The following is a 23,432-nucleotide window of genomic DNA, read 5'->3' as shown; positions in this document are numbered from 1 at the left end:
CGTCCCGGGCGCCCATACTGGGAGCATGAGCGTCAATACCCGCCGCACAGCGGAAGGCGCCGCTGTTGCCACCCCGGCCCCCACCGCCCCCGCTGCTCCGACAGAACCAACCGCACCAGCCACCCCAACCACCGGTCCCATCACCCGCGAAGAACTGCAACTGGCTTCGCGCAACCATGCCATGCCGTTGGAGATGCTCCGATGGCCCGTCACACCACTGGGCATGCACTATCTCCTGGTCCATTTCGACGTTCCCCAGATCGATCCCGTTTCGTGGCGGCTGAATATCGGCGGGCTCGTGGACCATCCGCACGAGTACACCCTGCCTGACCTACAGCACCGCGAGCGCCGCACCCAGGCAGTCACAATGGAGTGCGCCGGCAACGGCCGCTCACGGCTGGAACCGCGGCCTCTGAGCCAGCCATGGGACCAGGGTGGAGTGGGCACCGCCGAGTGGACCGGGACCCCGCTCGCTCCGTTGCTGCTCGACGCCGGCGTGTCACCCGACGCCGTCGAGCTCGTCTTCACGGGCGCGGACCGCGGGATCCAGGGCGGTGTGGAGCATCAATACGCGCGCAGCCTGACGCTCGCGGAAGCAATGTCCGACGACGTCCTGCTCGCCTATGAGGTCAACGGCCAAGCCCTGCCACCGCAGCATGGCTACCCTGTCCGGTTGCTCGTCCCGGGCTGGTACGGGATGACGAGCGTCAAATGGCTGCAATCCATCGAGGCAATAGACCACAGCTTCGACGGTTACCAACAGCTCGACTCCTACCGCTATACCCAAGACGCAGACGACCCCGGCGAGCCCGTTCAGCGGATCAAAGTCCGTTCCCTCATGGTTCCCCCCGGCGTTCCCGATTTCTTCACGCGGCAACGCACTGTGGACGCAGGACCGGTCCAGCTGAGCGGCCGGGCCTGGTCCGGGAAAGGAACCGTGGACAGCGTGGAAGTCTGTGTGGACGGGGTCTGGGAGCAGGCCCAACTTCAGGCTCCCACCGGCCGGCATGCGTGGCGCGGATGGACGTTCACATGGATCGCAACGCCCGGCTCCCACGAGTTGGCATGCCGTGCGACGGATTCCACCGGGCAGACCCAGCCAGAGGCGCCGGAGTGGAACTATCAAGGCATGGGAAACAATGACATCCAGCGGCTGACTGTGACCGTCCGGGAGTAACCTGCCCGCGGGCACGCCGAAGCCGGGCCGTTGACCGTGTGCGACGGCATGAGTACTGTGAGTCCACTATCCATCCGCGCCCTGGAGGCAGCAATGGGCGGCACATCCAAGAGCAACGCCGACTACGAGTTCCTCACGGTCTGGCGCGTCGCGGGGACCCCGCATGAGGTCATGGATATTTTGGGCGACGCCGGAACACTGCCCCGCTGGTGGCCTTCGGTGTATCTGAGGGTTGTTCCGCTGGACCCTGGAAATGCGGACGGTACGGGAAAAGCCTTCTCCCTGCACTCCAAAGGTTGGCTGCCTTACACGCTTCGCTGGAGGTTCACGGTCACCGAACCCATCACGGAGCGAGGTTTCGCGATCGCGGCGAGCGGTGACCTGCATGGTACCGGGCGCTGGACTTTCGAACAGGACGGCCCGGAAACGGCGGTCACCTATGACTGGCGGGTCAGTACATCGAAACCTCTGCTCCGAAGACTAAGCTGGCTGCTCAAGCCCGCTTTTGCCGCGAATCACCATTGGGCGATGGCCCGCGGTCAAGAAAGCCTCGCCCTTGAATTACGACGACGACGTCCCGGCACGGACCTTTCCAAGGTCCCCCGTCCGGCGCCGCCTACGTTTGCAAGCCGATACCGCTGGCCAAGGAGTACAACGCATGCCTGACGATAACAAAGGCGAAGTCCGCTGGTTGTTGGAGCCCGAGGACCAGGACTATCCGAGCGCCGCAGACTACCTTTCCCTGCTGGAATCCGACCACGTGGTGGCCTCGGTGGTCGCCGCCCTCAAGGAGGCGCCCATCCAGCACCGCAAGGCCAAGGACATTCTCCGGGCCGCCCGGTTGGCGTTGCTCCCGGAAGATAACGCCCACGTGGCCTCGGACCTGAAGAAGATCAAGGAGGGCAAGAAGCTCTCGCCCATCCTGATGGTCCGGGGAGATCTGGCCACGGGCATGCCCGCGCAGGTGGCCGATGGATATCACCGGGTGTGCGCAAGCTACTACACAAACGAAAACACGGACATTCCCCTGAAACTGGCTGATGCGCCCCGGTAACCACCGCAGGCCAACCGCGATGCCCGAAGAAGGAGGAACGTGTCGTTCTTTCAGCTGGCGCTGATCGCCACGGTCGCGCTCCTCGGTCCGCTCCTGGCGCTGCCCCGGAAATGGCACCTTCCCGTTGTGCTGGGGCAGCTGCTGGCGGGCATCGTGATCGGACGCACGGGTCTGGGACTGGTGGACTCTTCGGATCCCACCTTCACCTTTGTAGCCGACGTCGGGTTCGCCCTCATCATGTTCGTCGCCGGAACCCATGTCCCCGTGCGGGACAAAGCCATCCGCCCTGCCCTGGGTAGCGGCGCCCTGCGCGCCGGCGTCGCGGCTGTGCTGGCCGCCGTCGTCGGAGTCGTCATCGCCTTTGCCTTCGGCACCGGACATGCTCCCCTCTACATCGTTCTGCTCGCGTCCTCCTCCGCAGCGCTGGTCTTGCCGATCGTCGACTCGCTTCGGTTGACAGGGCCGAAGGTCCTGACGACGACGGCGCAAGTGGCGATCGCTGACATCGCTTGCATTGTGGCGCTTCCGTTAGCCGTTGACCCGCCTAACGCCGGCCGGGCAGCCGTGGGGGCGGCCGTCGTCGCGGCTTGCGCGCTGGTCTTGTTCTTTGTGCTTCGCTGGCTGGAGAACAGCGGCAACCGCGGACGGTTGCATGACATGTCCGAGGACCGGAAGTTCGCCCTGGAACTGCGGATCCAACTGGCCCTGCTCTTCGCACTTTCGGGACTCGCGGTCCTGGGTCACGTCTCCATCATGCTGGCCGGGTTCTCGTTCGGCCTGGTGGTCTCCGCGGTGGGCGAACCCCGTCGCCTGGCGCACCAACTCTTCGCCGTGAGCGATGGTTTCCTGGGACCGGTGTTCTTCGTTTGGCTGGGCGCATCGCTTGACCTGCGGACCCTCGCGGGCAGCCCACGGATGATCCTCCTCGGGATCTGCCTTGGCTTCGGCACGCTGGTGGTGCACGGGAGCCTCCGGGCCCTCGGGCAGCCCCTGCCGCTCGCAGTGCTGGCGTCGTCCCAATTGGGAGTACCGGTTGCAGCCGCCACTATCGGCTCCCAATTGCATTTGCTGGAGCAGGGAGAAGCCGCCGCCATGATCCTCGGCGCCCTCATCAGCATCGGGGCGAGCACCATCGCGGGCTCGCGGGCGGCACGCAGCTTTTCGGAGGCCGCGCCGGATCCGGCAGGCAAAGGCCCGGCAGGCAAGCCGTCGGAAGGTGGTCCGGCAATAACTGCCTGATTCCTCAAGCCGCGTATTGGTTCGGGTAACGTCGATGCGGTAGTTATGAGCCCGGGAACTAAAGGAGTGGCCATGAGCCGGAAAACGAAAAAGCCAAAGGCCCGCGGCGGGCACCTCAAGGCAGTGCCGTCGGCCCCCAGACTGCCCTTGCAACTGGTTCTCAACCATCGCTCGGTTGACTCTTTGACCCCGGATTTCGTGCACTGGTTCGAGAAATTTGGTGACGCCCCTGACGCTCTACAGTGCTTGGAGGTGGTCAAACTCTTCATGACCACCAGCCATGCCGTCAGCAATCAGAGCTCAGCTACCAGGATCGACCCTGACACCGTGGAGGACGCCGCCATTGGCCTTGTCGGCGTGCTTGACGAGGCTGACACGGACGAGGCTTTAGACGAGGTCTACGACTATCTGCACCTATATGTTGACTTCCTTTCCGAGACTGGGCGCTGGTCGGGAAGCCAGGAAGAATACTCCGTGGTCCATGCGTTCCTCACCGAAGGTGCGCCGGACTTTCCACCGCTGAACCTTCCGGAACTCACGGCTGAAGAGCAGGACCAAGCGTTCCGGGAACTACCCGTTCTTGAACTTGCCAACCGCTTGCTCGAATGGCTCGAAGAAGGCAAGGACGTCACCAGCACAAGGGCGCTCAGGCTGAAGGACGTTGAAGGTGCCGCTGCCGCGGTAGGGGTGAATGCCAAGGGCAAGAGGGGTGGCAAGCGGACCTTGGCACCCGAGGTCGAAGAGGATGGACGCGCTCAAAGCCAGTCAGAGACTTTTGAGGTCAGGTCCATGCACGATGTGCCCGTGCTGCGCGAGATCTGGGCAGCACTCGTCGACTCCCGCATCTTGTCCGTCGGGGCAACCCGTGCCGTACCCGGGGCAGGCGCAGACTCCTGGCACTCCCAAGACCCCGAGTCGAGGCTTCGGATCCGCCGCGAGTTCCTCGTGGTGTTCCTTGCCAGTGCCGTGATGAATTCGGGAAGCATATTTCAAGAAGGTTTCGACCAGCTTCTTGCAACGGTCCTTATAAAGGGCACCACTGGGGAGCCAATGGGCGTGGAAGAACTCAGCAAATCAGCAGAGCCCGGTGCGGGGGACGACATCTTCCTCGCATTCTCGGCCAGGCGCACGCGCATCCAGCTGGCCAAGCTCGCCGAACTCGGACTCATTCAGGTGGATACCCACTACACAGTTTCCCCGGTGGTCATCCAGTGCGTCCCCCCAGCGCTTGCTCTTGTCCTTGCTTTGGAGGACTTTGAACCCCCCGTCACACGACCCATCCGACAGCGGCCCGGCCGCGAACCACCGGTAGAATGACCGGGTTGACCAGCCGGTACTGGACGGTCAACCACCCGCTTGAAGGCTACCGAGGGAGGATTCCGTGCGCGCATCGCATGCCCGGACACCTTTCCATGCCATGCGTTCGGGCGCCCTGGCGGTTGCGATTGTTGCCCTCGCGGCAGGGGCCCACGTGCTCTCCGGCGGCGCGCTTCCCGTCGCGCCGGTCCTGCTGGCCGTCCTCGCATTGACCGGGCTCGTCACCACGCTTGCCACCCGGTTCAGGCTCGGATTGCCGGTCATTGCCGCGCTTCTGGAAGCCGGCCAGCTGGTCTTGCATGAAGCCTTCACGGCATTCGGTCCGCTCACCGTCCCGGCTCCGGGGTCACCGGCACACCATTTGGCGGCCGAGCACCTTTCCGCTCCGCTGGGCGCTGAAACAGTGCATTTTCACGAGGTCGACACTCCCCTGAGCTGGTTGATGCTGACCGGGCACGCCCTCGCCACCGCCGCTTCGGCATTGCTCCTTGCCAAGGGCGAGCAGGCACTGTGGCAGCTCGAGGCCTGGCTCCGTCCCCTCCTGCAGCTCATCCGCCTGATCTTCAGGCCCGACGCCGGCAGCTCAGCTGTTGCGTTCAGCGCACCTGCCGTATTCATCCCCCGACCGTGGCGGAACCTCAGGCAAGACAGCAGACGCGGCCCGCCCGCCGTCGTCGTACCCTCCTGACTCCGCCCGGCACCGCCTTCAACTGGTGACGGGCACATCCCCCGCACCTCGGCGCGCTTTCGCGCGCCCGTTGAAAGGCAACAACCATGAACAAGTCCTCACTCCGCCGTGCCCTCTCCGCCACCGGAATCGCCAGCGGCACCGCCGCACTGATGATGGCCGGCCTCGCAGGCGCTTCTGCGCACGTCTCCATCAACCCGGACAAAACCACCGCCAACTCGTACGCGCTGCTGACCTTCGGCGTCCCGCACGGTTGCGACACCTCGGGCACCACCAAGCTGACCATCAACCTCCCCGAGGAACTGACGGACGCCACGCCCACGGTAAACCCCAACTGGACGGTCGAGAAGGTGATGCAGACGCTGCCCGAGCCCAAGAAGCTGGCCGACGGCACGTCGATCACCAAACGCACCAGCCAGATCGTTTACACGGCCAAGGCCCCGCTGGACCCGCACTTGCGCGACGCCCTGGTCCTGTCCGTGAAGCTGCCCGACACCGCTGGCAGGACCCTCTACTTCCCCACGCTCCAGAACTGCGAGCTGGGGCAGACAAACTGGGCTGAAATCCCGAAGGACGGCCAGGACCCGCACTCGCTGAAGGCTCCGGCTCCGTCGGTGTCCGTCACAGCCGCGGGCGCGGCCGCGGGTGATGGTCACATGGCTGCTTCAATCTCCACAGAGCAGGCAGCTTCCGTGACCGACGACGGCTCACAGGCGCGCAGCTGGGCCGGCCTGATCGCCGGCGTAGCAGGGCTGGGGCTGGGTGGCGCGGCCTTCTTCCGCAGCCGTTCCGCCAAGGCTTCAGTGTCCAAGTAACGGGTCCGCTGGGTCGGCGTCCGGAACATCACGATCCGGACGCCAATCCGGCGCCGCTGCCGCGCCGCAGTTGACTCCGGCAAATGACGACGAAATGCTGTGCGCATGACGAATATGCGAGTCAAGAACGGTCTCCTGCTCACGATGGCAGCAGCCTCGGTATTCCTGCTCTCCGGCTGTTTCCAAAGCCAGGCACAGCCCTCGGGCTCAGCCGTACCCAGCGACACGGCTTCGGCCTCGTCGTCACCGTCGGCTTCGGCCTCAAGTACACCTACTTCAAGCGGCAGCGCCACACCATCGAGCACCGGGACGACGGCATCCGGCGTCGGACTCTGCAAAGCGGGCTCGCTGACAGCTTCTGTCGACTCCACAGGGGGCGGAGCGGCAGGCAGCGTCTACATGAAACTCATACTGACCAACTCCGGTTCGGAACCCTGCGTCCTCAATGGCTTCCCGGGCGTCTCACTCACGTCTGGAGCCACGGGCGATCCGATCGGCGCGGCTGCCGCCCGCGACGACTCCCAGCCTGTGACACAAGTGGTTCTCGCTCCGGGGAAGGCCGGTTTCGCCCAGCTCCGCTACACCCAGGCCGGCAACTACCCCGAGTGCATGCAGGCCCCCGCGGCCGGCTTCCGGGTCTACCCACCCGAGGACACCGCCTCGCTGTTCATCCCGCAGCAACGCACGGCCTGCAGCAACACCAATATCAACCTCCTGACCGTCCAGGCATTCCAGGCGGGGTAGGAGGCGGGGTTTAGCCGCTGTTCCTTATTGTGTCGGTGCCGTGAGGCATGATGGAGGAATGCAGGAGCAGGAGCTACCGGGCGGTCCTGGCAATACGGCCATGGACCGCTTCAGCCGTGCCACGCGCGAATGGTTCCTCGGCGCTTTCTCCGCGCCCACACCTGCCCAGGACGGTGCGTGGAAGGCCATTTCTTCCGGATCGCACGCCCTTGTGGTGGCACCCACCGGTTCCGGCAAGACGCTCGCAGCATTCCTGTGGGCGCTGGACCGGCTCTTGTCGGTGTCCCCTACTGTTTCCGCTGACGCCCTTCCGGGGCTTGAGGCAGCGAGCGGCGGCGCCCGTGCCAAAGCCCCCAAGCGCAAGACCCGCGTCCTGTACATCTCACCCCTGAAAGCACTCGGCGTCGACGTCGAACGGAACCTCCGCTCGCCGCTGATCGGCATCACGCAGACCGCCAAACGGCTCGGGTTGCCGGCCCCGCTTGTGAGCGTCGGCGTCCGCTCAGGGGATACGACGACGGCGGACCGCCGCGCGCTGCTCAGCCACCCGCCGGACATCCTCATCACCACGCCCGAGTCCTTGTTCCTCATGCTGACGTCCAAAGCCCGGGAGACGCTCAGCGAGGTGGACACCGTCATCGTCGACGAGGTCCACGCAGTTGCAGGTACGAAGCGTGGCGCGCACCTCGCAGTGTCGTTGGAACGGCTCGATGCGTTGTTGCCGAAACCCGCCCAACGGATCGGTCTCTCGGCCACCGTGGAGCCGCGCGAGCTGGTCGCGCAGTTCCTCGCGGGCTCGGCACCCGTGGAAATCGTCGCACCGCCGTCGCACAAGAACTGGAACCTCAGCGTCAGCGTTCCTGTGGAGGACATGTCGGACCTGGCGGGAGCTGCGGGCGCCTTCGACTCCGGGCCAGCCTCCGGACTCCAGCCCCAAGCGTCCATTTGGCCGCATGTTGAGGAGAAGATCGTTGACCTTGTGCTGTCGAAGCAGTCCACCATTGTGTTTGCCAACTCCCGCCGTCTCGCGGAGCGACTCACAGCCCGGCTGAACGAGATCTACGCGGAGCGCCAACTCATGGCGGTGGATGTGTTTTCCGCAGCGGCGGATTCGCTGGCGGATTCGGTGCTGGACCCGGGGCTGCCGTCCGCGGGGCTGCCGTCCGCGGGGCTGCCGTCCGCGGGGCTGCCGTCCTCGGGGCTGCCGTCCTCGGGGCTGCCGTCCGCGGGGCTGCCGTCCTCGGGGCTGCCGTCCTCGACGGCGACACCCGCCCACATGATGGCCCAGGCCGGAAGCACGAGCGGCGCCGATCCGGTCCTGGCCCGCGCGCACCACGGTTCCGTGTCCAAGGACCAGCGGGCACTCATCGAGGACGACCTCAAGTCGGGACGGCTGCGGTGTGTTGTAGCCACCTCATCCCTGGAACTCGGCATCGACATGGGCGCGGTGGACCTGGTAGTCCAGGTCGAGTCGCCGCCGTCGGTGGCCAGCGGACTGCAACGGGTAGGCCGCGCCGGCCACCAGGTGGGTGAGATTTCCGAAGGCGTACTCTTCCCCAAGCACCGGGCAGACCTCGTCCACACCGCCATCACCGTGGAACGGATGCTAAGCGGAAAGATCGAACGCCTCCATGTTCCCGCCAACCCCTTGGACATTCTCGCCCAACAAACAGTCGCCGCCACCGCGCTGGGAAGCATCGATGTCGAGGAATGGTTCGCCACTGTGCGCCGGTCCGCTCCGTTCGCGACGCTGCCCCGCTCCGCTTTCGAAGCGACCTTGGACCTCCTGGCCGGACGGTATCCCTCGGACGAGTTCGCCGAGCTCCGTCCGCGCATCATTTGGGACCGGAACGCCGGCACCATCGAAGGCCGCCCGGGAGCACAGCGCCTTGCCGTGACCTCGGGCGGAACCATCCCCGACCGCGGGCTCTTCGGCGTGTACATCATCGGCACCGAGACCGAAGGCACGGGTTCCGGTTCCGGTTCTGCCTCTGGCTCCGGCCAGAGCGGTGGGGCGTCCGCACAGGAGCCCAGTCCGGCGTCGCGCGCTGCCAAAGGCGGCCGACGCGTCGGCGAACTCGACGAAGAAATGGTCTACGAATCACGCGTCGGGGACATCTTCGCCTTGGGCGCCACCAGCTGGAAAATCGAGGACATCACGCACGACCGTGTCCTCGTCTCGCCCGCCTTCGGCCAGCCCGGAAAACTCCCCTTCTGGAAAGGCGATTCCTTGGGCCGGCCGGTGGATCTCGGCCGCGCGCTCGGCGCATTCGTGCGTGAGCTCTCCGCTTCGGATCAAGGTCCAGCGCTGGAACGCTGCAAGGCCAGCGGGCTGGACGACTTCGCCGCCGGCAACCTGCTCCAGTATCTGGGCGAGCAGAAGCAGGCCACGGAAGTCGTGCCCAATGACCGGACGCTCGTGGTCGAACGGTTCCACGACGAACTCGGCGACTGGCGCGTGGTGCTGCACAGCCCCTTCGGCATGCCGGTCCACGCACCGTGGGCCCTCGCCGTCGGGCAGCGGCTCCAGCAGCGCTACGGGCTGGACGGTTCCGCCATGGCCGCCGACGACGGCATCGTGCTGCGGGTGCCGATGATGGAAGACGAACCTCCCGGGGCTGAGCTGTTCCTGTTCGATCCGGAGGAACTTGAGCAGATCGTGACGGCGGAGGTTGGCGGCAGTGCCTTGTTCGCCTCGCGCTTCCGCGAGTGTGCCGCGCGTGCGCTGTTGTTGCCGCGGCAGAATCCTGGGAAAAGGCAGCCGCTTTGGCAGCAACGGCAACGCTCGGCGCAATTGCTGGATGTCGCCAAGAAATACCCTTCGTTCCCCGTCGTCCTCGAAACCGTGCGCGAATGCTTGCAGGATGTCTACGACCTCCCGGCTTTGAAAGACATTGCCGCTTCGATCGAACGCCGGGAACTGCGCTTGGTTCAGACCACCACGCAGCAGCCCTCCCCCTTCGCCAAGTCGCTGCTCTTTGGGTATGTGGCCCAGTACCTGTACGAGGGCGATTCTCCGCTAGCCGAACGCAGGGCCGCGGCTTTGGCCCTCGACTCCACGCTCCTGAACGAACTCCTGGGCAGGGTGGAACTGCGCGAGCTCCTGGACGCGAAGGTCATTGAGGCCACTGAGCTCGAGCTCCAGCGGCTGGCACTGGACCGGCGGGTCCGTGGCATGGAAGGCGTCGCAGACTTGCTGCGCCTGCTGGGCCCCCTGAGCATCGAAGAAGTGGCGGCCCGTTTGCAGCCCGAAGGGGTGGAAGCCTCCCCGGATAGTTCCCCGGATCTGCCCGCGTTGCATCTAACGGCCACCTCGCACCTGGCTGCATTGTGTAAGGCCAACCGCGCTCTCACCGTGACCCTCAGCGGCGTTGAACGATTCGCGGCCATCGAGGATGCGGCCAGGCTCAGGGATGCCATCGGCGTTCCGCTGCCCATGGGAGTGCCGCTCGCCTTCATCGAACCCGTCCACGATCCACTCGGGGACCTGGTCTCCCGTTACGCACGAACACACGGACCGTTCACGGCCGAGGAAGCTGCTGCGCGGCTGGGACTGGGTGTCGCCGTCGTGAGCACCGCGCTGAAACGCTTGGCAGCGGACGGCCGTGTAGTTGAGGGCGAGTTCCGCCCGCACCCGAGTGCGCCGGACACGGTTCCCGATGAGGGGGCGGAATTCTTTACGGCGGAGGTTCCCACCTTTCCAGTCCGCGGAGTCCCATTGAGTAGCGAGTGGTGCGATTCCGAAGTGCTACGCAAGCTCCGGCGTCGTTCGCTGGCCGCGCTGCGCGCCGAAGTGGAGCCGGTGGACGCTGCTGCGTACGGCCGGTTCCTCCCCGCCTGGCAAAACGTGTCCGTGCCTTCTGCCGGCCGCTCCCGGGGTGCCCCTACGCTGCGCGGGCTCGACGGCATCATGACCGCCGTCGATCAACTCTCCGGCGTGCCTGTACCGGCGTCGGCCTGGGAGCCCTTGGTGCTCGCCAGCCGGATCTCCGACTACCAGCCAGCCATGTTGGACGAACTCATGGCCGCAGGCGAAGTCTTGTGGTCCGGAGCCGGCTCGTTGCCCGGGAACGACGGGTGGATCAGCCTCCACGTGGCCGAAGCCGCGGAATTGACGCTCAACCCGGACCCTGATTTCGAGCCCGGCGATGCCCAGCTCCGCCTTCTGGAATACCTGCAGAGCGGTGGGGGCGCCTATTTCTTCCGGCAGCTCACCGAGATTGCGGGGGGCATGGATGCGGTCCTCAGCGACGACGCCGTGGTCGCCGCCCTGTGGGATCTCGTCTGGGCCGGCCGCATCACGGGCGACACCTTCGCCCCGGTCCGCGCGATGATTGCGGGCGGCCGAACGGCGCACAAGCAGCCCGCCCGGCCGCCGCGGGCCAGGTCCTTGCGCATGAGCAGGCTCGGCCGCTCGCACGGCACGGGGCTTTTGGGATCGCCAGGACTCACGGGCGGACGCTACGGCTCGGTCACCGGAACAGCTCCGACTCCCCCGCTCGCCGTTGGCCGCTGGTCGGCGTTGCCCGCTCCTGAGCTCGACCCCACTATCCACGCACGCGGCACCGCCGAACTCCTCCTCGACAGGTACGGCGTCGTGACCCGCGGCTCTGTCATGGTGGAGAACATCGTGGGCGGATTCGGGCTGATGTACAAGGTCCTCGCGCGCCTCGAAGAAGCAGGGCGGTGCCGCCGCGGCTACTTCATCGAGCACCTCGGAGCCGCCCAGTTTGCCGTGCCGGCGACTGTGGACCGATTGCGCTCCTTCACGGAAGATGCCCAACTCGCCAAGGCGGAGCCTGTCGCTTTGGCCCTGGCTTCCACGGATCCCGCCAACCCGTACGGCGCGGCCCTCCCGTGGCCCGCGTTGGCCGTCGACGCCGGATCGGGTCACCGTCTGGGGCGGAAGGCAGGGGCCTTGGTGGTGATAGTCGACGGCGCCTTGGTTTTGTACGTCGAACGCGGTGGGAAGACCCTGCTTACTTTCAGCCACGACGACGCCGTCCTGGCGGCTGCCGCTGCGGCGCTCGTAGGCGTGGTGCGCCGGGGAGCAGTGGACAAATTGATCATGGAGAAGGTCAATGGCCATGACCTCCTGGACACGCCCGTGGCTTTTGCCCTTGCGGCTGCCGGGGCGTACTCCACGCCGAAGGGTTTGAGGATCCGTGCCTGAAGTGGGGATCCGTGCCTGAGGGCGACTCAATCTGGCGGGCCGCCGCGGAGCTGCACAAGGCCCTTGCCGGGCAGACACTTGTCTCCTCGGACTTCCGGGTACCCAGGTTTGCCACGCTGAACCTGGCCGGATGGACCGTGTCCGAGGTGGTGCCACGCGGAAAGCACTTGCTCATGCGCTTGCTGGAGCCGGTGGGGGCTTCGCCGGACGGGCCCGGTTCGGCGGCGGCTTCGCCGGGTGAGGCCGGTTCGGCGGTGGCTTCGCCGGGTGAGGCCGGTTCGGCGGCGGCCGGACGGCCCCGGCGCGCCCTGACCATCCATTCGCACTTGAAAATGGAGGGTAGCTGGCAGGTCTATGCCCCCGGCGGCCGCTGGAGGAAACCGGGCCACACGGCCAGGTGCGTCCTCCGCACGGCGACGGCCGACGTCGTCGGCTTCTCCCTGGGAATCCTGGAAGTAATCCCGACCCCGGACGAAAACCGCGTAGTAGGGCATCTTGGCCCCGATCTGCTCGGGCCGGGCTGGGACGCTGAAGAGGCGGTCCGTCGCCTGCGGGCCGCACCGGACACACCGATCGGCGTTGCACTGTTGGACCAGCGGAACCTCGCCGGCATCGGCAATATCTACCGTTGCGAGGCGTGTTTCCTGGCTGGGCTGCATCCGGCCGCGCCGGTATCGGCTGTGCCGGACCTGACACGGATGCTCGGGGAAGCCAAGGTCCTGCTCGAGGCCAACTTAGGACCGGGGCGAAGGATGACGCGTGGCACCGCGTTCCCTGGAGTCCGGGGGATTCCCCGCTCTGGCTTTTGGGTGTACGGCCGCGAGCATCAGCCGTGCCTTCGCTGCGGTACGCCCGTTCGCCGCGGGTTGCTGGGACCGGCGTCGGGGTTGGAAGACCGGACCATCTACTTCTGCCCGGAGTGCCAGCCCGCTCCTTGACGCTGGAGGATTCGCGCGGCTGACGCTGCGGAGATTCCCTGGCGACACCCGAATTCCGGGGGCGTCAGGAAATCGGCGCGTCGCCAGGACGAATCCGCGTCACGAAGCGGCGGGCACAGCTTCCGGGGCAGCCTGGGGAGCCTTCACCGGAACCGTGAACAGCGGCAGCAACAGCTGAACCACAGGCCCAATCGCAAGCGCGTAGACCACAGTTCCCACGCCGACGGACCCACCCAGCAGCCAGCCGACACCGAGAACGACAACCTCGATCAAGGTCCGGGACAAGCGCACGGACCAGCCCGTGCGGCGGGCAAGTCCCGTCATGAGTCCGTCGCGGGCACCCGGGCCAAGGCGTGCGCCGATGTAGCAAGCGGAGGCGATGCCGTTGAGGACCACGGCACCGGCGAGCATGGCGATCTGGCCACCCAGATGCGAGAACGCGGGGATCAGGGCCAGGCCGATGTCCGCGAAGACACCCACCAGTACGGCGTTGGCGAGGGTTCCGAAGCCGGGCATCTGCCGCAGCGGGATCCAGAGGAGAAGGACCAGGAAGCTGACAACCACCACGACGGTGCCGATGCTCCATCCAATCTTCCCCGCGACGCCCTGGTGGAACACATCCCAGGGATCCAGGCCAAGGCCGGCCCGGATGAACATGGCCAGGGAGATCCCGTACATTGCGAGGCCGATCAGGAGCTGGGTGATTCTGCGGGTCATCATGAAACCATGCTCCCGAAAACTGGCATTGCTTTCCATAGCCAGTTTGCGATACTGGTCTTATGCCCGGATCCCTGAACCCCACAGCCATGGCGCGTCTCCTCGGCCCGTGGAACACTGGGGCCGCTCCCGCCTATCGCGAGCTTGCCGACGTCGTACGCCTTTTGGTGATGGACGGGCGCATCCCGCTTGACGTCGCACTGCCCAGCGAGCGCGCACTTGCCGTCATGTTGGGCGTCAGCCGGACCACCGTCACTGCCGCCTACGCGAGCCTGCGCGAGCAAGGATTCCTCAGCGGCGGCCAGGGCAGCAGAGGTCGGACGGGCATTCCGCACCGGACTGTTCCCGTCAGCGGACCGGGACTGGCCGTTCCGGATGGGATTCTTGACCTCGCCTATGCTTCACTGCCGGCCACGGGCGAGGTGGTGCACCGGGCTTTCGCGGATGCGTTGATTGACCTCCCGGCGCTGTTGCCCGGTTTTGGCTACGACGCCGTCGGCCTCCCGCCCCTCCGGGAAGCCATCGCGGACCGCTACACGGCAGCCGGCATCCCCACCACGGCCGCGCAGATACTCGTGACTTCGGGGGCCCAGCACGCGCTGAACATCATCTTGAAGACCCTCGCCGGGCGGCAACAGAAGGTCCTCGTGGAGCATCCCAGCTACCCCAACGCTCTCGACGCAATCCGCGCTTCGGGCTCCCGCACGGTTCCGGTGCCGATGCCGCCTGCCGCGGAGCCGACGTCGGGCGGTGGCGGGGAGCCGACGTCCGGCGGCTGGGATATCGACGGCATGGTGGCCGCGATGCGCCACCAACGCCCGGCCATGGCCTACCTCGTGCCGGACTTCCACAACCCCACCGGGCGGATCATGTCCAACCTTCAGCGCCGCCGCCTGGTCCGCGAGGCGGCAGGAACGGGCACTGTTCTGGTCGTGGATGAAACACTGCGGGAGCTGAACCTCGACGACGTCAGCACCTCGCCGCTCGCGGCGTTCAGTCCGGCCGTGGTGACCATCGGTTCGCTCAGCAAATCGCATTGGGCCGGGCTCCGGACAGGGTGGATCCGGGCTGATGAGGACCTGATCAGCCGCTTCGTGCAGACCCGGACCACCATGGATCTGGGCGGGCCCATCGTCGAGCAATTGGCTGCGGTTCGACTGCTCCGGGCCTTCACCGAACCGCTGGACGCCAGGCTTGCGGAGCTGCGGCGGAACCGCGAAGCGCTCCTCGGACTACTGGCCGAGCACCTGCCCGAATGGCACGTGGAACGTCCGCGCGGCGGGCTGACGGCATGGTGCAGGTTGCCCACGCCGTCGAGTACCGCACTGACCGTCGTCGCCCCGGACTTCGGCGTGCGGCTGGCGGCAGGGCCGCGCTTCGGCGTCGGCGGCGCTTTCGAGCACTTCATGCGTGTTCCGTACACCCTCGCGCCGACCCAGCTTGAGACGGCGGTGCTGGCACTGCGCGATGCCCAAGCCAGGATCGACGCATCGCCGCAGCTTCGGAGGACTTTGAAGGCACCCAAGGAAGCCGCCGCCGTCGCGTAGCCCGCCTAAACCGCCGCTCCCCCACCCAACTAGCTCGCATTTGTTGTCGTTTTGAGGGCTCAGAACGACATTAACTGCGAGTCAGTTGGGTTGCACGGGGCCACGTTACTCGTGCGGTGCCGAGGAGGAGCCCATGCGCTGCTTTGCGGTGTTGGTGCCCGGACCGACCGGGACATGCGAGGTGGCTTTGGCCAGGCCAAACTGCGGCATGCCGTTGTAGACCACCTCAATTCCCGACGCCGGCACCTGATAGGTTTCGTGCCACACGCCAATGTCACCGCTTCCCGCGACTTCCTTCATGAATCGTCGCCACGGCGCCAAGTGCGGCGAATCCCTGTCCGCCGCGAAGCGCCTCAGATGCTCCGGACTCTCCCAATAGCTGAGCAGCATGGTGGTGCGCCCGAACCACTGTTCGCAGCCGAGCATTCCGGACTCTGGATGTGTTGCGAGATGGCGGAGCATGGTGGGCATTGCCGATGCCACGCGCGCCACTTTGCCGATCTTCCACCAACGGTTGGCCCGCATTCCGATGAGGAATACGGTCACCGACTCGCGCCCTGTGTCCGCCGTGAAGCGTCCGGGGAAGATTTCCTGTGCCATGTGAATCCTTCGGTCTGGGAACGGTAGCTCAAATTCCGTTCGTCGAGTTTTGTAACGTCGTTATGAAACAATGTTATGAAACACTTGGAAGCATGGCAAGACCCATCGTTCATGACCAGCTCGTCCGGGGGCGGCTTCTTCAGGTAACGGCCGAACTCGTCGACCGGGATGGCCCCGCGCGAGTCACGCTCCGGGACGTTGCCGCAGCCGCCCAGACCTCAACCACCGCGATCTACTCGCTTTTCGGCGGCAAGGCCCAGTTGCTGACGGCCGCCGTCGACGACGGATTCCGCTCCTTCGGCGACTCGCAACGGCTCGCCGAAAGCGGTGGGCTCCGAGGCCTGGGCCTCGCCTACCGTTCCTGGGCACTGGAGCATCCGGCTTTGTACCGGCTCATGTTTGGCGGCTCACTTGCCAGCTATGTGGACTGCAGCCCGACGCCGGCAGTCGCCTCGGAAGCCATGCTTCCCCTGATGGAAGCCGTGACCGCCGCGCAGAAAGCGGGGACCGTCCGCGAAGCCGAGGCCACGACGATCGCCATGTCCATCTGGGGACAGGTCCACGGACTCGTGAGCCTGGAATTGGCGAACATGGACGCCCCCGGAACCGAATGGGAAGGGATCTACGCCGCGGCCTTGGATGCCATGGCACGCGGCTGGGCAACCTGAGCCAGGTTCGCTTCCCCCGCCCAGCTGACTCGCAGTTGTTGTCGCTTAGAGGGCTCAAAACGACATTAACTGCGAGTCAGTTGGGCGGGCCGCAGCCTCAGGCGTACACCTTCTCCAGGAACCCGCCCCAGGCCTTGGCGGTCAGTTCGGAATCGCCGCTGCCGCTGAAATCGTGCACCGTCATGCCCACGGGGGCTCCGAAGGAGTTGCGGCCGAAGAAGCGGTAGAGCGTGTCGGCGGTCCGCAGGCCCAGGAAGTGCTGGTTGGTGAAGTCGAGCTCCCCGCTCAGCCGCCCCACGCCGTCGACGTCCACCTCAACCGTTGAACCCTGCGCAACACCGTCCACACCGAGGGCCTTCTTCAGTTGCACAAAACCGTCGGGCGTCTGCGAGGCCGCCGGGCCTTGGATGTCCGTGAAGACGACGGGCTTACCGTCAAAGTAATGAAGGTACTGGCCCAGAGTGTGCAAGTAAAACTCGGTGTGTTTGCTGGCGCCGTCGTACTGACCCTCCCAGTTGTCCGCGAAGATGCCGCTGTGGACATAGTGCAGCTTGGCACGGCCGCCGTCGAGCGGTTCGAGTACGTGCTCCAGCTGGTTGAACCAGCCGTCCGGCCCGTCCATCCGGGTCACAAGGTGGCTGGGGTATTCGTCCACGGTTTTCAATGCCGGCCACTGATCGGTGGGAAACATCCAGGCCGGGGTGTCCTGTGTGACAGCCTGCCAGACCCGTTCAGGAGTGCTGGGCAGTTCGGTGTCGGCCACGATTTCGAATTCACGGTTGTCAGTCATTGTCCTGTTCCTTTTCTGGAGAGTGCTGCGTATTTGTCTTGAGTGCTGGATGAAGTACGACGACGAGTCGGTGCTTGCGTGCGCCGCTCGCCGCTGCCGAAGCACCGCCGTCGTGGTATTTGTCCACGAGCCGGGTCACCGCGACGCCGAGTTCCTCGGCAAAGGCGGCGCGGTCCGACGCCGATCGGAAGGTGATTTCGCCGTCGATCGCGAAGCTCGCAAGCTTCTTCTTGGCCGCGGCCGCGCCCGCTATCAGCTTGCCCATCTCCTGGACCGTCCGGGCCGCGAGGGCCAGGAGCCAGAAGGCGGAAAAGCGGTCCGAGAAGCGTCGGGGATCCGGCGCCACGGATGCAAGCGCCACCGGCGAGATCAGGTACGACGCCGCCGTCGCGCGCAAAACGCGCTCGGTGACGTTACCCTTCTTCCGTTCTTCCACAAGCTCGACGAGCCCATGCCGCTCAAGGGCCTTGAGATGGTAGTTGACTTTCTGCCGGGGTAGGCCCACCCTGACCGCGAGCTGGGTGGCGGAACCGGGCTCGACAAGCTCCTGCAGAATGCGGGTGCGGATCGGGTCCAGCGACGCTTCCGCCGCGGCGGGATCCTCGATAACTTCGATGTCCAACATGCTTCCATTGTGCCTACCGACAACTTTTCTTGTCAAGAACTTTTTTCTCGTCGGATGGTTGCTGGACGCCGTCAGAGGGAGCCGTGCCGGCCTGTACCGCAGCGGTCAGCCAAGGAGTACCCTGCCGGTATCACTGTCCGCGAGGTGCAACATGAGGTTTACTAGTCCGTCCGCTGAGTCCGGAGCCGATCGGCCACTCAGGCGTCGCAGGGGGCGGATTCGGGACTGGGCGCTACGGCGTCCGGCCCTCGCTGCTTTGTCGATTGTCGCGGTCATCGCGCTTGTTGGCGCTGCCGTCTTTTTCGGCGCCTCCTGGTCCCGGTCATTGGTGGCGGCCGGGGCCGGGGCGGGCGCCTCGGCCGTGGGTACCGGGATCTCGAAGATCCAGCATGTCATCGTCATCATGCAAGAGAACCGCTCGTTCGACAGCTACTTCGGCACGTTCCCCGGAGCGGACGGGATTCCGATGCAGAACGGTTCCCCCGCGGTATGCGTCCCGGATCCGGCCCACGGCTCGTGCGTGAAACCGTACTACGACCCCTCTGACCGGAACTCCGGTGGCCCGCACAGCCAGAGCAATGCCACTGCGGACATCGACGGCGGGAAAATGGACGGCTTCATTGCGCAAGCCGAGAAAGCCTCTACCAACTGTGCCCCGAACGCCCCAGCCTGCGCGGGCGGTACCCAAAGCGACGTGATGGGCTATCACGACGCGCGCGACCTGCCCAACTACTGGGCGTATGCCAAAGACTTCACGTTGCAGGACCACATGTTCGAACCCAACGCCTCCTGGAGCCTGCCCGAGCACCTGTACATGGTTTCGGAATGGTCGGCCAAATGCAGCCGTGCGGGCGATCCGCAATCCTGCGTGAACGCCCTCCAGAATCCGGGCAGTCCACCGGACTTTACCTCCGCGATCCAGTCCACCCTCATCGGAAAATGCCGGGCCGGCCTGCAAAACAAGGCCTGCCAGGACGCACTCACGGCAGCCGGGATCACCCCGGACATCGCCGCGCAACTGCACACCCTCATCACGCAAAATTGCGTCGGCTCGGATTCCTATACGAGTTGCCAAGCTGCGATCGACAAAGCAACCCTCCCCGAAGCGCTCAGGCAAAAGCTGCTTGCCGCTGCCAAGCTGCTTGCTCCCCCTGACTACGCCTGGACCGACCTGACATTCCTGCTGCACAAACAGAACGTGCCCTGGGCCTACTACGTCTTCAACGGCACCGAGCCCGACTGCCAAGACGACGCAGCCATGTCCTGCGCTCCCGTAGCCCAGAACGCGAAGACACCGGGCATCTGGAATCCGCTGCCCTACTTCGACACCGTGAAGCAGGACGGCCAGTTAGGCAACATCCAGTCCCTCACCAACTTCTACACTGCCGCCCAAAAGGGCACATTGCCTGCCGTGAGCTGGATCGACCCCACCGGAGCCGTCAGCGAACACCCGCCAGCGCTTGTCAGCACCGGACAGGCCTACGTCACCGGCCTGATCAATGCCGTCATGTCGGGCCCGGACTGGAGCAGCACCGCCATCTTCCTCTCGTGGGATGACTGGGGCGGTTTTTATGACCACGTCACCCCGCCCACCGTCGACCAAAACGGCTACGGCCTCCGGGTCCCGGGCATCGTCATCAGCCCCTACGCCAAACAGGGCAACATCGACCACCAGATCCTCAGCCACGACGCCTACGCCAAGTTCATCGAAGACGACTTCCTCCACGGCCAACGCCTCGACCCGGCCACCGACGGACGGCCGGATCCCCGGCCCGGCGTCCGTGAGGACAACCCCCAGCTCGGCAATTTGGTGAACGACTTCAACTTCAACCAGCAGCCCATCAAGCCCGTCATCTTGCCGGGCGGCACAACGTACTAGGTGTTAGCGGCCCCCGGTAGAATAGACCGGTGATGCAATCCCCCCTTCCAGTGCGCGACGGCGTCAACGCCACCCGTCTGCGCCTCCCGGACGAGGGGCCTTGGGACACCGCGATGGACTACATGATGCACCGATGGGGCCATATCGACCCCCAAGGCATCGAGGACAGGTTCGACGCCGGCGAAATCGTCGGCGAAGGCGGCGCGCCCCTTGACCGCCGCACCCCCCTCGAAGATCACACGTTCATCTGGTACTACCGCACCCTCCCGCCGGAGACCCGGATGCCCGTGGAGATCAACATCCTGCACCAGGACGAGCACCTCCTAGTGGTCGACAAACCCCATTTCCTGCCCACCACCCCGGGCGGGACCTACATCCAGGAGTCAGCGCTCGTCCGGCTCCGGAACCAGCTCGACCTGCCGGACCTCATCCCGATGCACCGACTCGACCGCATGACCGCCGGAGTGTTGCTGCTCTCCACCAACCCGGAGACCCGCGGCAAGTACCAGGTGCTCTTCGAAAAACGGCAGGTGCAAAAGGAGTACGAGTGCGTCTCTGCCGCGGCACCCGCCGCAGGTTTTCCCGCCGTCGGGCTCCCCGCCGTCGTGCGCAACCGCATGACCAAATCCCGCAGCTATCTTCTCGCCGAAGTCATCGACGGCGAACCCAACGCGGAAACGCGCATTGAGCTGTTGAGAGCGTTCGACGGCGGCACTCACGACGGCGGCACCGCTCGCCGAGCGCTGTACCGGCTCGAGCCTCACACCGGCAAGACCCACCAGCTCCGCGTGCACATGGCGTCGCTCGGGCTGGGAATCGTGAACGACGCGTTCTACCCCGAACTCCTGGACAAGGCCCCGGACGACTACTCCAAGCCTCTGCAGCTGCTCGCCCGCAGGATCCGCTTCGTGGACCCCATCAGCAAGCAAGCCGTGGAATACCGGAGCCGCCTCGAGTTAAGCGAAGCCCACCCCGCCTGACCCTCGCTCACCTATCACAGCCATTCGTCAAACCCTCGCTCACCTATCACGGCCTTTCGTCAAACCCTCGCTCACCTAAATTGAGGAACATGCCCGCATCTGCAGGAGGGCTGGACACAAGGGCGGCATAGGTGAGCGAGCCCCTCTACGTCCGGCCAAACACCCACATAGGTGAGCGCGAGCGAGCGCCCGGCCAAACACCCACATAAGTGAGCGAGCGTCGGGTGACGAACGCGGGTGACCAAACCCCGTCGGCGAAACAATGGCGTTTCCGCGTCGCCAACCGGACCGGGCGTATAGGCTCAGTTTTGCCGGCCCGACGACCGCGGGCGGTGTTCGGTCTCGCGAAAAGGAACCACATGGCCCACGCTGAAAACGAAGTCTCGATCAACCGCCCGGCAAACGACGTCTACGCCTTCCTGGCGGACGGGCTGAATAATAAGCTGTGGCGTCCGGCCGTCAAGACTGTCGCCCTCGCAAGCGGAGAAGCAGGCAACAAAGGTGCCGTGTACTCCCAGACGATGGCTGGCCCCGGTGGCCGCACGATCGCCGGCGACTACGAGATCACCGCAGCCCAGCCGGGCAAGCGACTCGATTTCCAGGTTATTGCCGGCCCCGCCCGCCCAACAGGGTCCTTCACTCTGGACGAGAACAACGGCAGCACGATCGTACGCTTTGCCTTGGATCTCCAGCCCAAGGGCTTCATGAAGCTCATGAGCTCGATGATCACCAAGACCATGGAGTCGGAAGTCGGACAGCTCGGGCAGTTGAAGTCCGTGCTTGAGGCGCAACCCGCCTGACGCCACCCGCGAAAGCCCGAGGCTTCCCTCACCCTTCCGAAGCCCCGAAAACGCTCCGGAATACGTCCGTCGTCGCGGCGCTAAACAGCACGAATTCGACGAGTTCCAGCCCTCTGGAGCTTTCGGCGTCGAACCGGCTGACGGCGTCGAGCGCTACTGTGGCGACCTCGAGCGCGTCCCAACCGTAGACCCCCGCGCTGATTGCGGGAAACGCGACGGAACTCGCCCCGAGGGACGCTGCCACTTTCAGGCTTTCGCGGAAACAAGACGCCAGCAGTTCCGGATCGTTCTGTCCCGCGTGCCGATTGGGGCCAACGGTGTGGATCACCCATGGGGCAGGCAATTTGAAACCGGGCGTGGCCACGGCTTGGCCCACCGGCAGTCCGTGCGGGTACCGCTCGCGCACCTCCATGCACGCGGCCAGGAGCTCCCTGCCCGCGGCGCGGTGGATCGCGCCATCCACTCCCCCGCCGCCCATCAAAGACGAATTGGCAGCGTTGACGATCGCATCGACGTCGCGCGTGGTGATGTCACCTTGCAGGATTTCGAGCCGCATGGCGCCAGTCTTGCACGACACCCCGGCGGATGCACCAAAGTGGGGTAATTTGTGCCCATGGACATCACCACGGCCGAAGGCTGGGGAGCCGCGATCTATGTGTGGATCATCCCCATGGTGGTGGGCGATGCGATCTTCCCGCCCATCCCGTCCGAGATGCTGGTAATCACGGGTGGCGCGCTGGCCGCGGAGGGCCGGGTCAATCTGTGGCTGGTGGGTTTGATGGCCGCCGTCGCCTCTTGGCTGGGCGACATGATCGTTTTCCAATTATTCAAGCGCCGCTTGGGGCACATGCTGGACCGCTGGGCCTGGGGCCGCAAAGTCCATCAAGGCATCCACCGGGCCATCGCCAGGGCCGGGCGCTCCTCCACCTACGGCGCGATCATCGGTGCCCGGTTCATCCCCGGTGGGCGGCTTGCTGCGTCGGCCGCTTCCGGGATTGCAGAGGTTTCCTCCCGCGGATTCAGTCTTTGCGCTGGCTTGGGCGGCCTGTTGTGGGCCACTTGGCAAGCCGGGCTGGGTTACTTTGCGGGCTCGACGACGAAGCTTCCGTTCTGGGCGAGCTCACTGATCGGCGTCGGCGTGGGGCTGCTGATCGGCGTCGTGGTGGGCGTGATCGTCACGCGTCGCCGGGGCGGCCGCTCGCCGGTGGACGAGCGAGGCGAGCCGCCGCACCTTTAAGCGCGTCCCGACGTCGGGCTCAAACCGGCGACCATTTCCCGCGCTTGCGGCGCAGAACGTAAAGGTTCCCAGTGAGCGCCACGCGTTCGACGGCGTCGCGCATCATGGCTGCCGACGCGCGGGCCTCGCTGTTCTCGCCCGGATAGTCGCGCGGCTCCACCAGGAAGCGGAGGCTGATCTGGGCGACGCCGCCAACTATGTCCAGCTGATTGGATTCTACATGGTGCCGCGTTTCCAGGGCCTCGAGCGCAGCGGCCATGACCGCCTCCGGCGGATTGCCTGGCTTGAGCCCGGTGATCTTCAATTTGGTCTGGAACGACGGCATCCCTCAACCCTAATGCTCACCTGATGTGAGCGAGCCCCTCATCGTCAAGCTGGTTGTGAGTCATTCATGACCTGTTGATTGAAGGAGCCGGCGATGGCCGTTGATAACAAGGGTTTCAC

Annotated in this window: 22 protein-coding genes; 16 read left to right on the top strand and 6 right to left on the bottom strand. The window is 65.5% G+C overall.

Annotated elements, in window-relative coordinates:
* Positions 1-25: 25 nt before the first annotated feature.
* From ABH924_RS17220 to ABH924_RS17175, 10 genes are all read left to right on the top strand, one after another.
* Positions 26-1,177 (top strand): sulfite oxidase, encoded by a 1,152-nt coding sequence (locus tag ABH924_RS17220; RefSeq protein ID WP_404500721.1) that lies wholly within the window; start codon positions 26-28, stop codon positions 1,175-1,177.
* A 93-nt stretch (positions 1,178-1,270) separates the two neighbouring features.
* A complete protein-coding gene (locus tag ABH924_RS17215; RefSeq protein WP_404500793.1) occupies positions 1,271-1,843 on the top strand; it encodes an SRPBCC family protein in 573 nt (190 codons plus the stop codon).
* Positions 1,836-2,231, top strand: a complete 396-nt coding sequence (locus ABH924_RS17210) for a hypothetical protein (protein WP_234752344.1) — start codon at positions 1,836-1,838, stop codon at positions 2,229-2,231. Before ABH924_RS17215 ends, ABH924_RS17210 begins: the two co-directional genes overlap by 8 nt.
* A gap of 39 nt (positions 2,232-2,270) precedes the next feature.
* Positions 2,271-3,470, top strand: a complete 1,200-nt coding sequence (locus ABH924_RS17205; protein WP_404500719.1) for a cation:proton antiporter — start codon at positions 2,271-2,273, stop codon at positions 3,468-3,470.
* 72 nt (positions 3,471-3,542) lie between these two features.
* Complete coding sequence (locus ABH924_RS17200) at positions 3,543-4,787, top strand: hypothetical protein (RefSeq protein WP_404500717.1); 1,245 nt, start codon at positions 3,543-3,545, stop codon at positions 4,785-4,787.
* 64 nt (positions 4,788-4,851) lie between these two features.
* Positions 4,852-5,475 carry a hypothetical protein gene (locus ABH924_RS17195; RefSeq protein WP_404500715.1) on the top strand — a complete coding sequence of 208 codons (624 nt, stop codon included), beginning with the start codon at positions 4,852-4,854 and terminating at the stop codon, positions 5,473-5,475.
* A gap of 86 nt (positions 5,476-5,561) precedes the next feature.
* The gene (locus tag ABH924_RS17190; RefSeq protein ID WP_404500713.1) at positions 5,562-6,290 is read left to right on the top strand and encodes a YcnI family protein; all 729 of its coding nucleotides are present in this window, start codon (positions 5,562-5,564) and stop codon (positions 6,288-6,290) included.
* 105 nt (positions 6,291-6,395) lie between these two features.
* Positions 6,396-7,034, top strand: coding sequence for a DUF4232 domain-containing protein (locus ABH924_RS17185; RefSeq protein WP_404500711.1), 639 nt, complete (start codon positions 6,396-6,398; stop codon positions 7,032-7,034).
* 58 nt (positions 7,035-7,092) lie between these two features.
* A complete protein-coding gene (locus tag ABH924_RS17180) occupies positions 7,093-12,207 on the top strand; it encodes a DNA glycosylase AlkZ-like family protein (RefSeq protein WP_404500709.1) in 5,115 nt (1,704 codons plus the stop codon).
* Between the two features lie 11 nt (positions 12,208-12,218).
* Positions 12,219-13,145 carry an Fpg/Nei family DNA glycosylase gene (locus tag ABH924_RS17175; RefSeq protein WP_404500707.1) on the top strand — a complete coding sequence of 309 codons (927 nt, stop codon included), beginning with the start codon at positions 12,219-12,221 and terminating at the stop codon, positions 13,143-13,145.
* 99 nt (positions 13,146-13,244) lie between these two features.
* Here the strand turns inward: ABH924_RS17175 and ABH924_RS17170 are convergent, their stop codons facing one another.
* The gene (locus tag ABH924_RS17170; protein ID WP_234752330.1) at positions 13,245-13,865 is read right to left on the bottom strand and encodes a YitT family protein; all 621 of its coding nucleotides are present in this window, start codon (positions 13,863-13,865) and stop codon (positions 13,245-13,247) included.
* A 59-nt stretch (positions 13,866-13,924) separates the two neighbouring features.
* Here ABH924_RS17170 and ABH924_RS17165 point away from each other — a divergent pair, with 59 nt between their 5' ends.
* A complete protein-coding gene (locus ABH924_RS17165; protein ID WP_404500705.1) occupies positions 13,925-15,409 on the top strand; it encodes a PLP-dependent aminotransferase family protein in 1,485 nt (494 codons plus the stop codon).
* Between the two features lie 105 nt (positions 15,410-15,514).
* Here the strand turns inward: ABH924_RS17165 and ABH924_RS17160 are convergent, their stop codons facing one another.
* A complete protein-coding gene (locus tag ABH924_RS17160) occupies positions 15,515-16,009 on the bottom strand; it encodes a DUF4188 domain-containing protein (protein WP_234752326.1) in 495 nt (164 codons plus the stop codon).
* A gap of 92 nt (positions 16,010-16,101) precedes the next feature.
* Between ABH924_RS17160 and ABH924_RS17155 the strand changes: the two genes are divergently transcribed.
* Complete coding sequence (locus tag ABH924_RS17155) at positions 16,102-16,677, top strand: TetR-like C-terminal domain-containing protein (protein WP_404500702.1); 576 nt, start codon at positions 16,102-16,104, stop codon at positions 16,675-16,677.
* Between the two features lie 97 nt (positions 16,678-16,774).
* On the opposite strand, the gene ABH924_RS17150 is transcribed toward ABH924_RS17155, so the two are convergent.
* A complete protein-coding gene (locus ABH924_RS17150; protein WP_404500700.1) occupies positions 16,775-17,467 on the bottom strand; it encodes an SRPBCC domain-containing protein in 693 nt (230 codons plus the stop codon).
* Positions 17,460-18,092 carry an ArsR/SmtB family transcription factor gene (locus ABH924_RS17145; RefSeq protein ID WP_404500698.1) on the bottom strand — a complete coding sequence of 211 codons (633 nt, stop codon included), beginning with the start codon at positions 18,090-18,092 and terminating at the stop codon, positions 17,460-17,462. Before ABH924_RS17145 ends, ABH924_RS17150 begins: the two co-directional genes overlap by 8 nt.
* A 151-nt stretch (positions 18,093-18,243) precedes the next feature.
* Between ABH924_RS17145 and ABH924_RS17140 the strand changes: the two genes are divergently transcribed.
* From ABH924_RS17140 to ABH924_RS17130, 3 genes are all read left to right on the top strand, one after another.
* Positions 18,244-19,971, top strand: coding sequence for an alkaline phosphatase family protein (locus ABH924_RS17140; RefSeq protein WP_404500696.1), 1,728 nt, complete (start codon positions 18,244-18,246; stop codon positions 19,969-19,971).
* Between the two features lie 32 nt (positions 19,972-20,003).
* A complete protein-coding gene (locus ABH924_RS17135; protein ID WP_404500791.1) occupies positions 20,004-20,951 on the top strand; it encodes an RluA family pseudouridine synthase in 948 nt (315 codons plus the stop codon).
* A gap of 359 nt (positions 20,952-21,310) precedes the next feature.
* Positions 21,311-21,751, top strand: a complete 441-nt coding sequence (locus ABH924_RS17130; RefSeq protein ID WP_404500694.1) for an SRPBCC family protein — start codon at positions 21,311-21,313, stop codon at positions 21,749-21,751.
* Between the two features lie 28 nt (positions 21,752-21,779).
* Here the strand turns inward: ABH924_RS17130 and ABH924_RS17125 are convergent, their stop codons facing one another.
* Entirely contained in the window at positions 21,780-22,307 is a 528-nt protein-coding gene (locus ABH924_RS17125; protein WP_404500692.1) for an O-acetyl-ADP-ribose deacetylase, read from the bottom strand.
* A gap of 57 nt (positions 22,308-22,364) precedes the next feature.
* Here ABH924_RS17125 and ABH924_RS17120 point away from each other — a divergent pair, with 57 nt between their 5' ends.
* The gene (locus ABH924_RS17120; protein ID WP_404500690.1) at positions 22,365-22,988 is read left to right on the top strand and encodes a DedA family protein; all 624 of its coding nucleotides are present in this window, start codon (positions 22,365-22,367) and stop codon (positions 22,986-22,988) included.
* A 19-nt stretch (positions 22,989-23,007) separates the two neighbouring features.
* Here ABH924_RS17120 and ABH924_RS17115 read toward each other — a convergent pair whose 3' ends face one another.
* Positions 23,008-23,313 carry a hypothetical protein gene (locus ABH924_RS17115; protein WP_404500688.1) on the bottom strand — a complete coding sequence of 102 codons (306 nt, stop codon included), beginning with the start codon at positions 23,311-23,313 and terminating at the stop codon, positions 23,008-23,010.
* Between the last annotated feature and the right edge of the window lie 119 nt (positions 23,314-23,432).

The sequence above is a fragment of the Arthrobacter sp. GAS37 genome, assembly GCF_044908325.1.
GTDB lineage: Bacteria > Actinomycetota > Actinomycetes > Actinomycetales > Micrococcaceae > Arthrobacter > Arthrobacter ramosus.
The sequence above is the reverse complement of the archived record's forward strand: the minus strand, read 5'-3'. Positions and strand labels throughout refer to the sequence as shown.

Excerpts from the sequence above, each read along its gene's own strand:
- ABH924_RS17220 (WP_404500721.1), top strand. The coding sequence starts at position 26 with ATGAGCGTCAATACCCGCCGCACAGCGGAAGGCGCCGCTGTTGCCACC.
- ABH924_RS17215 (WP_404500793.1), top strand. The coding sequence starts at position 1,271 with ATGGGCGGCACATCCAAGAGCAACGCCGACTACGAGTTCCTCACGGTC.
- ABH924_RS17210 (WP_234752344.1), top strand. The coding sequence starts at position 1,836 with ATGCCTGACGATAACAAAGGCGAAGTCCGCTGGTTGTTGGAGCCCGAG.
- ABH924_RS17200 (WP_404500717.1), top strand. The coding sequence starts at position 3,543 with ATGAGCCGGAAAACGAAAAAGCCAAAGGCCCGCGGCGGGCACCTCAAG.
- ABH924_RS17190 (WP_404500713.1), top strand. The coding sequence starts at position 5,562 with ATGAACAAGTCCTCACTCCGCCGTGCCCTCTCCGCCACCGGAATCGCC.
- ABH924_RS17185 (WP_404500711.1), top strand. The coding sequence starts at position 6,396 with ATGACGAATATGCGAGTCAAGAACGGTCTCCTGCTCACGATGGCAGCA.
- ABH924_RS17180 (WP_404500709.1), top strand. The coding sequence starts at position 7,093 with ATGCAGGAGCAGGAGCTACCGGGCGGTCCTGGCAATACGGCCATGGAC.
- ABH924_RS17170 (WP_234752330.1), bottom strand. The coding sequence starts at position 13,865 with ATGATGACCCGCAGAATCACCCAGCTCCTGATCGGCCTCGCAATGTAC.
- ABH924_RS17165 (WP_404500705.1), top strand. The coding sequence starts at position 13,925 with ATGCCCGGATCCCTGAACCCCACAGCCATGGCGCGTCTCCTCGGCCCG.
- ABH924_RS17160 (WP_234752326.1), bottom strand. The coding sequence starts at position 16,009 with ATGGCACAGGAAATCTTCCCCGGACGCTTCACGGCGGACACAGGGCGC.
- ABH924_RS17155 (WP_404500702.1), top strand. The coding sequence starts at position 16,102 with ATGGCAAGACCCATCGTTCATGACCAGCTCGTCCGGGGGCGGCTTCTT.
- ABH924_RS17150 (WP_404500700.1), bottom strand. The coding sequence starts at position 17,467 with ATGACTGACAACCGTGAATTCGAAATCGTGGCCGACACCGAACTGCCC.
- ABH924_RS17145 (WP_404500698.1), bottom strand. The coding sequence starts at position 18,092 with ATGTTGGACATCGAAGTTATCGAGGATCCCGCCGCGGCGGAAGCGTCG.
- ABH924_RS17140 (WP_404500696.1), top strand. The coding sequence starts at position 18,244 with ATGAGGTTTACTAGTCCGTCCGCTGAGTCCGGAGCCGATCGGCCACTC.
- ABH924_RS17135 (WP_404500791.1), top strand. The coding sequence starts at position 20,004 with ATGCAATCCCCCCTTCCAGTGCGCGACGGCGTCAACGCCACCCGTCTG.
- ABH924_RS17130 (WP_404500694.1), top strand. The coding sequence starts at position 21,311 with ATGGCCCACGCTGAAAACGAAGTCTCGATCAACCGCCCGGCAAACGAC.
- ABH924_RS17125 (WP_404500692.1), bottom strand. The coding sequence starts at position 22,307 with ATGCGGCTCGAAATCCTGCAAGGTGACATCACCACGCGCGACGTCGAT.
- ABH924_RS17120 (WP_404500690.1), top strand. The coding sequence starts at position 22,365 with ATGGACATCACCACGGCCGAAGGCTGGGGAGCCGCGATCTATGTGTGG.
- ABH924_RS17115 (WP_404500688.1), bottom strand. The coding sequence starts at position 23,313 with ATGCCGTCGTTCCAGACCAAATTGAAGATCACCGGGCTCAAGCCAGGC.